The sequence below is a fragment of the Streptomyces sp. NPDC037271 genome, assembly GCF_055603605.1.
This window is the reverse complement of record NZ_JBVJVN010000011.1, coordinates 209,363-220,519: the sequence shown is the minus strand read 5'-3', so window position 1 is coordinate 220,519 and position 11,157 is coordinate 209,363. Positions and strand designations below refer to the sequence as shown.

Genomic DNA, 11,157 nt, shown 5'->3' with positions numbered 1-11,157 from the left:
GGGATGCGGACCCCCGGTGGAGGAAGTCTGGCTTCTTCCGTTCCCGCAGCCGCCCCAAGGGGGCGAAAGGCGGTCAGGGGGGAAAGAAAAATGCCCACACACACCCCGCCGGCGCCGGTCGGTCGCCGCCGCGCCGCCCCTCCTTGCCTTCGTCACCGGGGCCGCGCGTCGACGCCCGCCCGCGCTCACAAGGGGGCGAAGACCAGGCCGGGGCGAAGGTGAGAGAGCGATGCCGAGGTCAAGACCCGTCGTGGCTGGGGCGGTCGGCTCCACGGCCTCTAAGATCATGGCCCCAACGTCGTGCTTAACGGGCAGGTCCACAGACTGCCCGACGCGCCGGAAGCTTAGGGGGCCGTGATCACTCGCCCCAAAGCAGCTCCCGCCCAAAGCCGCTCCGCCGATCGCGTGGGCAGCCTTAAGGTCGTGATCATGACGAGTCCCCTTGGAGCCACCGACCACGTTGCCGACCGAGAAGCATTCAGCGCCTTCCTGGCGCGTCTTCGAGCAGACCACGCCGAGAACGGCACTGAGTGGGAGAACGGCACGCTGGACGCCTTCCTGGAGGCTCTGGAGGCCTGGGTGTCAGCTGCGCCAGGGCGGTACCGCAACAACGGACAAGATCTGCCACCTCGGGGTGACTGGACGTTCTTCGCCCGCGCCCTGACCGCTGCCCGGATCTATGAATGACGCCGTGTCCCCGACGTGCCCGAAGGGGCAGAGATCAGCGGGGAGCCTCGGGGAACAGCGGAGGGCGGGCCGAGAACACGCAGGTCAGCGTCTCCTCAGCTCAGCCCTAGTCCCCATACGCGATCTTCCAAACATGGGCTCCACGCCTGGCTGTGGATGATTGACTCAGTCATTGAGACTCCACCGACCTCGTGGGTCATGCCTAGAAGTCGGCAGTCTGACATCCGTGACTGACATCAACGTCGGCGGGCCTGTACGACTATCGCCACAGGCTAGTGAGCTGCATCAACAGCCAGTCGGTCACTGTTACGAGAGTGTGGAGATCGCAGATTGAGCTACCCCTACGAGCTGGACGACGAGACACTTTGGGATGCGGGCTACCACAGTGGTCGGCTCTTCTTCTCCCTTACGCAGAGCGCAGCGGCGTATCTGGAGCGGCCGAGCGGCTTGATCGAAAACGACCGCCTAGGCGGATGTGACGTAGATATTCCGGCGTTCCGGGCGTTCACGGAGGGTCTATACGACGCCTACTCTCGGACCAACAGTGCGGTGCTGCAGGGACTGTGGCGCGGCTTGCTGGTCACGTCTCTCGTTCTCCTGGACATGGCGGGGTCATCCATCACGCTGAGCGCCGAGCACGAGGAATCTCTGAAGAGCGAGATGGCCTCCTTCGGACGCTCTATGGGGGCTGCGAATTGGAGGCAGTACAGCAGCTCCGTACCCAACCCCGGTAACTGATCCCGTCCGATAGCGTCTCTCGGGGGCTCAGAGTGGCCGATGCAGCCACCGCTGACCGATCCGGCTAGAGCTACGGATCGGACCAACTGTTCCCCGTGCCACAACCGCGCCAGATCGGGGGGGAACCACGGGGAACTACGGCTACCGAGAGTGCATCGAGCCAGCGTCCGTCGGTGTCGGCATGCCGCAGGTCAGCCACCAACTCGCCCCACCTCGCTCCTGAAGCGGTGGTCAGAACGCCACTGCAACTCGATGGCCAGGGACAGATCACTCTCGCTACGCTTCAGGGATGTGTCGGTATGCGGCTACCTACAATTGCCACTTCGTGTGCTTGGCCTGCCGGTCTTCGTTCAAGCAGAGCTTGAAGCCGTCCGGGGACCACCTCTGTCCTCGCTGCCGTCAGCCAATGATCAACGCCGGTTTCGACGTGGCCATTCCGCGCCGCAGGGACAAGCGGGGTTGGCGCGCCCTTGAGGCCACTCTCCGAGCCGGGATCACCTTCCACTCGTGCGGTTGCAGTGGGCCGGGCTACCGACCCAGAACGTGGTCAGAGGTTCGGGAACGGCGTACCGCCGCAAGCAGGGTTGATCTCAGCGAGTTCGACGCACTCCAACAACATGATCCATGGTCAGCGCCACCGTCCGAGCAGTGAGGGTCTAACTGCGTGACAAACGCCGACGCACAATGGCGGACGAGCGCGGACTATCAGTGCAGGTAGTCGCCATGCCAGTGCAAGGCAGAGTCCCCGCCCAAGTTGCTTCGGGACAAAGAGGTCCTTGCCCCGAAGATTCGTCACCACGGTTCCGCCATCGCCGCATGCTCTGACGGACGTCACCGGGCGGCGTGGCTGGGGCCGGTGGGGGTGCAACGAGGCACACACGCGCCTGATCCGTTGACGCACCCACCATCGTGGCTGACTGTCGTCGGCTGAGGTACGACCAACCACTCCAACGGATCCGGTCAGTTCGAAGGTGTGAAGCCGGCGGAGTGATCGAGGTGGAACGCGGAGCCCGGAGCCTTCGGCGTCCAACCCTCACGCAGGGCGAGCCGAACAGCCGCAGCAACACCGGACGGCAGTACAGGCTCAGCCTCACGACCGACCCAGTTACTCGGATGCGGTTGGTCGGTGGTGACCACGAGCGTCGTACCCCGGGTGTCCGCATGCTCGACCGCGAACGAGCACGGCGACCAGGTCAGGCCCTGGAAGTACGTCGGCCTGCCTCGCAGCCGCCAGCGGTAGACGGTGCCGTCGACAACGATCCGTCGTGATCCCTTGCGGACCAGTGCCATGACGCCTCCTTCAACAGCCACGATGCTAGCGAGCCCAACTTCGCCGTCCGTCTCAGTTTCCGTCTCATTCCGCGCCGTACACGGCCGTTCAGACGGGACGGAGCCGGTGGCTCGCTCGGCCCGTCCAAGTCGCTCAGGACCACCACCACAGTTGGAAAGCGTGTTGGTCAGCACGGAAGCTCGGCCCAAGACGCGGCAAGTCGAGGAAGCTGGGTTGAGGGTGTGGACGAGGAAGCGATCACCATCAGGCTCACGCGCGATCAAGCGTTCGTGCTCTCGGACTGGCTCTACCAGGTCATGTTCCAGTCCGACGACCTTCAGGGGATCGTGCACGACCGCGCCATCTGGTCGCCGATCTACGCGATCTCCGGAACGCTCGACAAGACGCTGAGCGAGATCTTCATGCCCGACTACGGCCCACGCCTTGAAGCGGCCAAGGAGCGTCTCCGTGCCGATCTGTACGGGGCAGCCGACGAGCCGACGGCACCAGGCCAGGACACAGCCGACGCACCACAAGCGCACCAGATAGAGCGGGGAACAGCGGGGAACCACGTCTCGTCACCCGCCCCATGAAGAAGGCCCAGGTCAGAGACCTGGGCCTTTTCTGTTGTCTCCGGTTGTCCGTCGCCGCGTGCCGGATTCGTGCCAGAAGGCTGGGCAGGTGGCTTGCCGATCACTGCGGTTCTCCTTCCGGACGGTGGCGTCGAGGTCGGCGGCGACCTCTTCCTGTCGTCGTCGTCGGAGTGCTGATGAATCGGCGCGGTCTGCTCGGAAGACTGGCCGGCGCGGATCGTCGTGTCCTTGAGGTGGCGTGGGCCTACGAGGCCGCCCGTTGCCTGAAGCCCCCGGCCAAGAAGCCGGACGTCCCCGTCGTCGCCGTTCCTCGACTCAACTGCGGGCCTGAGCGGCGCACCGACAAACACCCCACGGCCGGCGGTCTACGCGACTCCGGAGAGTTTGGAGGACAACACCGACCTGGTCGTCGTTCATCGACTCCGCTCAGGTGTGAGTGCCGGCTGCAGTAGAACTTCTCATTCCGTATCGGCGTCTCACAGCTGGTGCCGGACGGAAGCCGAATCCGACGTGGTGCTGAGACATGCAGGTCGCGCCCGCCCCCCGGTCTCGTTGAACGCCGACGCCCGGAAGGCCAAGTGGCCGCGCCGGGAACAGCCGGTGCGTCCGGCGCGGTTGCACCGACCGAGGGACCGGCGCCGCACGGCGGGAGCACAGAGACCGCGAGGTCGTCCGCCCCCCACCAGGATCCGGGCTCCAGGATCGCGGCACGCCCGCCGCGCACTCGGGCCGGGACTCATATCCGCAGGAGGACTGTTTCATGACTGACCGACCCTTGACGCTCATGGCAGTACACGCCCACCCCGACGACGAGGCAACCGGAACCGGAGGTGTCCTCGCGCGGTACGCGGCGGAAGGCATCCGCACGGTTCTCGTGACGTGTACCGACGGCGGTTGCGGTGACGGGCCGGGGGGTGTCAAGCCGGGCGAGCCCGGGCACGATCCGGCGGCCGTCGCCGTCATGCGGCGTCAAGAACTCGAAGCGAGCTGCGACGTCCTGAAGGTCAGTGATCTGGAGATGCTGGACTATGCCGACTCCGGGATGATGGGCTGGCCGGGCAACGACGCCCCCGGATCCTTCTGGCGGACCCCCGTGGACGAAGGCGCGGCCCGACTCGCGGAACTCATGCGGCACTACCGGCCTGACGTGGTCGTCACCTACGACGAGAACGGCTTCTACGGCCACCCCGACCACATCCAAGCCCACCGCATCACGATGGCGGCGCTGGAGATGACCGCGCTGACACGGAAGGTGTACTGGACCACGATGCCCCGCTCGGGGATGCAGCGGTTCGGTGAGATCATGCGTGAGTTTCATCCGGACATGCCGGAGCCGGACCCTGCCGAGGCCGCCGCGATGGCCGAGATCGGCCTGCCCGACGATGAGATCACCACGTGGGTGGACACCACCGCGTTCAGTGGTCAGAAGTTCGACGCGTTGGCCGCGCACGCCAGTCAGGGCGACAACATCTTCTTCCTCAAGATGGGAAAGGAGAGGTTCGGCGAGTTGATGGGCGTGGAGACCTTCGTACGTGTCCAGGACGCCACCGGCGCGTCCCTGCCCGAGAACGATCTCTTCGCCGGACTGCGGTGATCCGCCCGTAGGGCCGGCCGGGAAAGCGCATCGGCCGCACGGCGCGATCGAGCGGGTCGCGCGAGTTCGATTCTCGTCACCCGCTCCACGCAGAACCCCCAGGTCATCGACCCGGGGGTTTCTTGTTGTCCAGTCCAACCTCGGGGCGGCGTGCCCTTCGCGCGCCCTAACCGCAGGTGGGCGATGCTTGGCTGGGCTCTCGCGTGCCGTTCCAACCCACTCGACGCCAGAAAGTCTCGAACCGTGCGACGGATGGTCCGCAGCACGGGCAGACCCGCCCGTCCGTTCGCCTGACCGCCGCAACCCGCCTGGCACCGCACCGACCCGTGGCGGACAGTGGTCGGGAACGTGCATACAGCCCTGTTCGTTGCACCGCTCACAGACGGAAACAAGGAAACAAGGAGTCACGCGTTGTCCGCCAGACCGACGGACCCCCCGGGGCACAGTCCCCGACCATCCCGCCAGGTTTTCACTGAGCCCGGCACGCGGCGGGGTGGTGTTCGATGAGTGCCGCGAATGCCGTACTGGGCCTGCTGGCGGTCTTGGTGCTGACCGCGGGCACCGGCTATTTCGTCGCCCAGGAATTCGCATACGTCTCCGCCGACCGGCTCGCTCTCGCACGGGAGGCCGAGGCCGGGGACAAGAAGGCCGCTCGCGCCCTGAAGGTGCTGGAGCGGCTGTCGTTCATGCTGTCCGGCGCGCAGCTGGGCATCACTGTCACGGGCCTGGTCGTCGGTTTCATCGCCGAGCCGTCCGTGTCCGCGCTGCTCAGGCCGGCGCTGTCCGGCACCGGCATCCCTGACGGCGCCGTCAGCGGCATCTCCGTCGTACTCGCCTTCGTGGGTGCCACGGTCGTGCAGATGGTGCTGGGCGAGCTGGCCCCGAAGAACCTCGCGATCGCCGTGCCGGAGCGCCTGGCGAAGTCCCTCGCCTCGTCCACACTGGCGTACCTCAAGGTCGTCGGCCCGGTCGTGCGGGTCTTCGACGGCGCCGCGAACCGGCTGCTGCGCAGGATCGGCATCGAGCCGGTCGAGGAGCTGCACCACGGCGCGACCCTGGAGGAGCTCAGCCAGCTGATCGGCGAGTCCCACGAACAGGGTGAGCTGCCCAAGGACACCGCCGCCCTCCTCGATCACGCCCTGGAGTTCTCCGAGCGCACCCTCGACGAGGTGATGGTGCCGCGCGCGGATGCCGTTTTCGTGCGCAAGGACGCGAGCGCCACCGAGGCCGTCGAGCTGATCGCCGAGCACGGCCACTCGAACTACCCCGTCTTCGCAGACCACCCTGATGACATCACCGGAGTGCTGGGCGTACGCGAGCTGATGGGCCTGCCCGCCGAGCGACTCGCCATGACGACCGCCGGTGCCGTCGCCCGGCGCCCCCTGCTGCTGCCCGACACACTGCCGCTGCCCGATGCCGTGACGCGGATGCGCGAGCAGGACGACGAGTTCGCCGTCGTCCTCGACGAGCACGGCGGCGTCGCGGGCATCGTGACGTACGAGGACGTCGCCGAGGAACTGGTCGGCGACATCGCCGACGAGACCGACACCGTCACCGAGATCGCGGTGGCCGACCGGGGAGGCTGGCTGGTGGACGCCGGGCGCCGCCTCGACGAGGTGGCCGAGGCCACCGGCATCGAGCTTCCCGAGGAGGACGACTACGACACCGTGGCCGGCCTCATCGTGGACCGGCTCGGCCGCTTCCCGACGATCGGCGACCGGATCACCGTAGAACTGCCCGACGGCGACCGGGCGGTCATGGACGTCCGTGTCCTCGACCGCCATGTGCCCAAGCGGGTGCGATTGCAACGCATGACGGAGAAGGCGGTGGAGCAGGCATGAGTTTCCCGATGGCGCTCTTCGTCACCGTGCTGCTGCTGATCGGCAGCGGGTTCTTCGTGGCCGCCGAGTTCGCCCTGGTCGCCGCCAAGCGGCACCGGATGGAGAAGGCCGTGGCCGAGGGACAGCGCGGCGCCAAGGCCGCGCTGACCGGCATGCGCGAGCTGTCACTGATGCTCGCCGGGGCCCAGCTCGGCATCACCGTGTGCACGCTGGGGCTGGGGTCGGTCTCCAAGCCCGCGATCTCGCACGAACTCGATCCGCTGCTGCACAGGCTGGGCCTGCCGAGCGGTCTCAGCTACGGCATCGCGTTCGCCGTCGCGATGATCGTCGTGGTGTTCCTGCACATGGTGGTCGGCGAGATGGCCCCCAAGTCCTGGGCCATCGCCCACCCCGAGCGCTCGGCGATGCTGCTCTCGCCGGCCTTCCGCGGGGTGGTGAAGGTCGTACGACCACTCATCGCCGTTCTGAACAAGATGAGCAACGCGCTGGTACGCCTGTGCCGCGTCACCCCGCGCGACGAGCTCGCCTCCGTCCACAACCGGGAACAGCTCACGCACCTCGTCGAGGAGTCGCAGCGGCTCGGCCTGATCAGCGAGACCGACTCGGAGCTGATCACCCGGTCGCTGACCGAGCCCCAGCTGCCCGTGGGTGACCTTCAGGTGCCGACCCACGAGATCGCGTCGGTCCACGGGGATGCGGGGCCCGACGACATCCTGCGTCTCGCGGCCGACGGCGATCGTACGCGCCTGCTGGTCCGTGAAGAGGGCGAGGACGGCGCCGTACTCGGCTCGGTCCACGCCCGCGACGCGTTGGTCGCCCGCACCCGGGGACGTGCCACGAGCGCTCGCGAACTGGCCCGGCCGGTACCGGAGCTGACCGAGGACGACACGGTCGCCGACGCCATCGAGCTGCTGCGCAGACGCAGGGCCTCGCTCGCCGTGGTCCGCGACGACTCGGGCCGGCTTACCGGCATGGTCAGCCTGGACGATCTGCTGGCGCGCTTCCTGCAGCCGCAGACCGCGTAGCAAGCCCCTTTCAGGACCGCGAGGACCGCACATCGCCGTCGACGACGGTGCCGGAGACGACACGACCTCCGGCACCCGTCGACGGCCCCGAGTCCTTGCTCCTTCAGCGCCTTCGCCTCACTCTTGAAGATCCGCGCCGCCTTCCCCGCCGAGCGCGTCAGCTCCGGCAGCTTCCGGCAAGCCCGCCTTCCCGGCCCGCCCGGCCGGTGAGTGCGGTCACCCCTGGCTCTGGTCCAGATGAGCGTGCCTGTCGGCATCGGCGTCCTGCTCGACGCCTTCCTCGCGCGTACGGTCCTGTACCGGCCCACGACCTCGGCCGCCGGTTCTGGTGGCCGGGCGCCCTGTCGAGGCAGAACAGACCGTAATCCCGGCCCGGCAGTCCGCGCCCCGGGATGAGGAACGGGTCCGCACCGACGCCCCGGCACACCATGACGAGCACGACGACCGGTCGGTCCGCCCTGCTCAACCACTCACGCGCCGGAAACGGCGCTGTGGGGCCCCTGACCAGGGACCGCCCCGACCGGGGACCGCATCGTACGCAGTCGCAAAGAGCCCATCCGCCTCCGTCAACAGGCATCGGCCCCTGAGCGCCGGACTGTCCGGCACGGACCACGGTGTCCTTGAGCGTGGCCCCGGAGCGCGTGGACAGGGGTGCCCCGTGTGGCGGGGAACGTAGAAGCGGAAGCCCTCTGACATGCCGCCGCTCTCACGTGCCTTTCGCCACTTCCGCCACTTCCGTCACGTCCGCCCGACCGGCGAGGAAGAGGCGGCCGTGCCGCATGGGCTCGTGGACATTGGAGCGACGTCCCGTGCTCACGACAGGAGTGTCATGACACCGTAACCGCGCTTTCCAGGGGGCCGCCGCACCGTTCAGGATGGTGATCGACAAGGCAGAGACCAGCCGGAACGACCAGCCCGGCCCTGCCACATCACCATCAGCAGGGGGAATCCCATCATGCTTCGCACGCACCGCCGCAAGTCCGTCCTCGCCGCCGCGGCCCTGGTGGCCACGACGATGCTGCTGACCGCCTGTCAGGGAGAGGACACGGAGGACGGCAGCAAGTCGACCGGGGCCACGGCCTCGGACTCGGCCGCCAAGGGGAAGTCCGACGCCGGTGGGAGTGGCACCAACACCGGTACCGGCAGCGAGTCCCAGTCGGGCGAGAAGGGCTCGAAGAGCGGCATGGTGTCGGGCAAGTGGGTCGGCACGGTCTCCTACCTCGCCCCCGGCAAGTACACCGTCACGGACGCGAACAACGCGGAGCAGGCGTTCTTCACCTCCGAGGACACCGACATCGAGGGCGCGGGCAAGATCTGCGGTGACGCGAACGGCCAGGCCGCCACGCCGTGCACCGAGGAGGAGCTCGAAGCCGCGGCCAAGAAGGGGTTCGGAGCGACGGTCGACGTCAAGGACGGAGTCGCTGTCAGCATCATCGAGGACCACACCGACAGCGGCAACGGCGGCGGCAACGGTATGGGAGAGGGCGAGAGGTCGGGGCTCTTCTCGGGCACGCTCGGGTACATGGCCCCGGGCAAGTACTCCCTCAGCCGCGACGGCAACGAGCGTGCGTTCTTCACCGGCACCGACACCGTCATCAACGGCGCCGGCTGGATCTGCGGTGACGCGGAGACCGTCACGCCCTGCACCGAGGAAGACCTCGAAGCCGCGGCCAAGAAGGGCAGCGTCGCTGTCGCCGTCCAGGTCGAGGACGGGGTCGCCGTCACCATCGACGAGGAGCACAACTGATCGCGGACCCGAGGGCCATCCGTTCCTTGAGGGTGGCCCCCGAACGGGTCGAGAGCGTGTGGCCGGTGTGGCTGAGGTCGTAGAAGCGCAAGCCCTCCGGCAGACCGGCGACCGTGCGGGCACGTCGCCGCTTCCGCCCGAACGTCGTGCGCGAGAAGGCCGCGCCCTTCTCCGCCACGAAGCCCAACCCGTCCGGGCCCTTCTCGGCGAACCAGTCGAGGTGTCGCCTCAGCTCCTTCCGGAGGGAGTCCGGGAGGACGACGACGCGAGCACCCGCATCCGACTTGGTCGGACCGGGGGCCCGCCTGCCGTTGGTCCGTTCCGGCTCGGCGACCCGCACGCGTCGACGCCCACGTCACGACGGCGAGGCCGGCCAGTTCCTCCGGCCGCATGGGACCGTAGGCGTCGAGGTAGGCGATGAGCCGGCCGCGGATGCCGACGACGTCGGCGAGCGCGTCGATCTGACCGACGGTGGCGATACGCCGCTCCGCCGATGACTCCTTGCCCGCCCCTTTCGCAGGACGCCGGACGAGCGAGAACAGTACGCTGGGTCGCGCGGGATCGGGCCCGCCGCACAGTGTCCGGGAGGCGTGTCATGACTGCCGAGATGGTGGCCCCGGCGTGGATGCACCAGCAGATCACGGCCGAGGAGTACGAGTCGTGGTCCGAGGAACAGTGCGCCGGCATCGAGATCGTGGACGGAATGGTCGTCGTGAGCCCCAGCGCCTCCAAGCGGCACAATCGGCTGGCCCGGCTCCTGGCGAACGCCCTGGACGCCGCAGCCGGTCCCGACTGGAACGCCGACACGGATTTCGACGTCCGGCTTCAGGACGTCCCGCTGACCAACCGCCGCCCCGACGTCATCGTCTACCGTGCGGACACGATCGACATCACGCCCACCCGGCCCGACCACGTACTGCTCGTGGCCGAGGTGGTGTCGCCGGGCTCGGAGACCACCGACCGGATCGTGAAGGTGGACCAGTACGCCAAAGCCGGGATCGGTTTCTACTGGCGTATCGAGCAGGCCGCGACGGGCACACCCCTGGTGTATACGTACCTGCTCGATCCCGCGACGAGGACGTACCGCGAAGGGGACGTGTTCGCCGGCGCCCTGAAGATCACCGCCCCCTTCGCAGCGGAGATCGACCTCGGCCAGATCTGAACCGATCGCAGGGCAGGCAGAAGGGCTGCTCAGGTTGCGGCGGTGCGCCCGACAGGCTCCTGCGGATCATGTGCGTAGGCAACCGAGGCTCCCTCGGGCGAGCAGAGTGACGCCGAGGACCGAGTCCACGGTCATGACCGGACGCGGACCACGGCGGTCGAGGATGTGGCCGACGGGGATGCCGGCGAGCGCCGACACGATCAGGGCGGCGGAGAAGGCGCCGGTGGTGGCGGTCGTCGACCGGGCGGTGTCGGCGGTGATCCGGGGTTCAGGACGGGGAATGCGTAGCAGACGAATCCCCAGCTGGTGATCTGGGTGACGCACAGGGCGGGCAGGGCGGCGCGAGGCCGTGACCGGTCCCCTGTTCCGGTCACGGCCTCGCTGGTGCGGAGGTCGGCCATCGGCGGGTCAGCAGCATCCGGCGGTGTCGGCCGGTTCCTCGGCAGTGGCGTCAGCGTCGGCGCTCTGCTTGGTCAGGGTGTCGGCGTCGGCCTTGACCA

General features: G+C 68.0%; 10 protein-coding genes and 3 pseudogenes. 9 read left to right on the top strand and 4 right to left on the bottom strand.

Going from position 1 to position 11,157, the window contains the following annotated elements:
- Positions 1-429: 429 nt before the first annotated feature.
- Complete coding sequence (locus ACZ7G3_RS20860) at positions 430-687, top strand: DUF7660 family protein (RefSeq protein ID WP_470927389.1); 258 nt, start codon at positions 430-432, stop codon at positions 685-687.
- 330 nt (positions 688-1,017) lie between these two features.
- Complete coding sequence (locus tag ACZ7G3_RS20855; RefSeq protein ID WP_470927387.1) at positions 1,018-1,425, top strand: DUF6086 family protein; 408 nt, start codon at positions 1,018-1,020, stop codon at positions 1,423-1,425.
- A 960-nt stretch (positions 1,426-2,385) separates the two neighbouring features.
- Here the strand turns inward: ACZ7G3_RS20855 and ACZ7G3_RS20850 are convergent.
- A complete protein-coding gene (locus ACZ7G3_RS20850) occupies positions 2,386-2,715 on the bottom strand; it encodes a hypothetical protein (protein ID WP_470927385.1) in 330 nt (109 codons plus the stop codon).
- 222 nt (positions 2,716-2,937) lie between these two features.
- On the opposite strand from ACZ7G3_RS20850, the gene ACZ7G3_RS20845 reads away from it, so the two are divergent.
- The 5 genes from ACZ7G3_RS20845 (at position 2,938) to ACZ7G3_RS20825 (ending at position 7,748) form a co-directional block, all read left to right on the top strand.
- The gene (locus ACZ7G3_RS20845) at positions 2,938-3,288 is read left to right on the top strand and encodes a hypothetical protein (RefSeq protein WP_470927383.1); all 351 of its coding nucleotides are present in this window, start codon (positions 2,938-2,940) and stop codon (positions 3,286-3,288) included.
- The gene (locus ACZ7G3_RS20840) at positions 3,285-3,740 is read left to right on the top strand and encodes a DnaB-like helicase C-terminal domain-containing protein (protein WP_470927382.1); all 456 of its coding nucleotides are present in this window, start codon (positions 3,285-3,287) and stop codon (positions 3,738-3,740) included. Before ACZ7G3_RS20845 ends, ACZ7G3_RS20840 begins: the two co-directional genes overlap by 4 nt.
- Positions 3,741-4,048: 308 nt before the next feature.
- Positions 4,049-4,882 carry a PIG-L family deacetylase gene (locus tag ACZ7G3_RS20835; protein WP_470927380.1) on the top strand — a complete coding sequence of 278 codons (834 nt, stop codon included), beginning with the start codon at positions 4,049-4,051 and terminating at the stop codon, positions 4,880-4,882.
- Between the two features lie 503 nt (positions 4,883-5,385).
- On the top strand, positions 5,386-6,723 hold the full coding sequence (locus ACZ7G3_RS20830; protein WP_470927378.1) for a hemolysin family protein: 1,338 nt from the start codon (positions 5,386-5,388) through the stop codon (positions 6,721-6,723).
- Entirely contained in the window at positions 6,720-7,748 is a 1,029-nt protein-coding gene (locus ACZ7G3_RS20825) for a hemolysin family protein (protein ID WP_470927376.1), read from the top strand. The genes ACZ7G3_RS20830 and ACZ7G3_RS20825 overlap by 4 nt, the downstream gene beginning before the upstream one ends.
- Positions 7,749-8,340: 592 nt before the next feature.
- On the opposite strand, the pseudogene ACZ7G3_RS20820 reads toward ACZ7G3_RS20825, so the two are convergent.
- Positions 8,341-8,477, bottom strand: a pseudogene (locus ACZ7G3_RS20820) (tyrosine-type recombinase/integrase); the annotation flags it as partial.
- 226 nt (positions 8,478-8,703) lie between these two features.
- Between ACZ7G3_RS20820 and ACZ7G3_RS20815 the strand changes: the two are divergent.
- Positions 8,704-9,495 (top strand): hypothetical protein, encoded by a 792-nt coding sequence (locus tag ACZ7G3_RS20815; RefSeq protein ID WP_470927374.1) that lies wholly within the window; start codon positions 8,704-8,706, stop codon positions 9,493-9,495.
- A gap of 16 nt (positions 9,496-9,511) precedes the next feature.
- On the opposite strand, the pseudogene ACZ7G3_RS20810 reads toward ACZ7G3_RS20815, so the two are convergent.
- Positions 9,512-10,010, bottom strand: a pseudogene (locus ACZ7G3_RS20810) (tyrosine-type recombinase/integrase); the annotation flags it as partial.
- A gap of 80 nt (positions 10,011-10,090) precedes the next feature.
- Between ACZ7G3_RS20810 and ACZ7G3_RS20805 the strand changes: the two are divergent.
- Positions 10,091-10,657, top strand: a complete 567-nt coding sequence (locus ACZ7G3_RS20805; RefSeq protein ID WP_426599255.1) for a Uma2 family endonuclease — start codon at positions 10,091-10,093, stop codon at positions 10,655-10,657.
- Positions 10,658-10,756: 99 nt separating this feature from the next.
- On the opposite strand, the pseudogene ACZ7G3_RS20800 reads toward ACZ7G3_RS20805, so the two are convergent.
- Positions 10,757-11,058 (bottom strand): annotated as a pseudogene (locus ACZ7G3_RS20800) (MFS transporter); the annotation flags it as partial.
- Positions 11,059-11,157: the final 99 nt, after the last annotated feature.

What these genes read in the sequence shown, in the direction of transcription:
- ACZ7G3_RS20835 (WP_470927380.1), top strand. Translation starts at nt 4,049, where the DNA reads ATGACTGACCGACCCTTGACGCTCATGGCAGTACACGCCCACCCCGAC.
- ACZ7G3_RS20805 (WP_426599255.1), top strand. Translation starts at nt 10,091, where the DNA reads ATGACTGCCGAGATGGTGGCCCCGGCGTGGATGCACCAGCAGATCACG.
- ACZ7G3_RS20815 (WP_470927374.1), top strand. Translation starts at nt 8,704, where the DNA reads ATGCTTCGCACGCACCGCCGCAAGTCCGTCCTCGCCGCCGCGGCCCTG.
- ACZ7G3_RS20830 (WP_470927378.1), top strand. Translation starts at nt 5,386, where the DNA reads ATGAGTGCCGCGAATGCCGTACTGGGCCTGCTGGCGGTCTTGGTGCTG.
- ACZ7G3_RS20840 (WP_470927382.1), top strand. Translation starts at nt 3,285, where the DNA reads ATGAAGAAGGCCCAGGTCAGAGACCTGGGCCTTTTCTGTTGTCTCCGG.
- ACZ7G3_RS20860 (WP_470927389.1), top strand. Translation starts at nt 430, where the DNA reads ATGACGAGTCCCCTTGGAGCCACCGACCACGTTGCCGACCGAGAAGCA.
- ACZ7G3_RS20825 (WP_470927376.1), top strand. Translation starts at nt 6,720, where the DNA reads ATGAGTTTCCCGATGGCGCTCTTCGTCACCGTGCTGCTGCTGATCGGC.
- ACZ7G3_RS20850 (WP_470927385.1), bottom strand. Translation starts at nt 2,715, where the DNA reads ATGGCACTGGTCCGCAAGGGATCACGACGGATCGTTGTCGACGGCACC.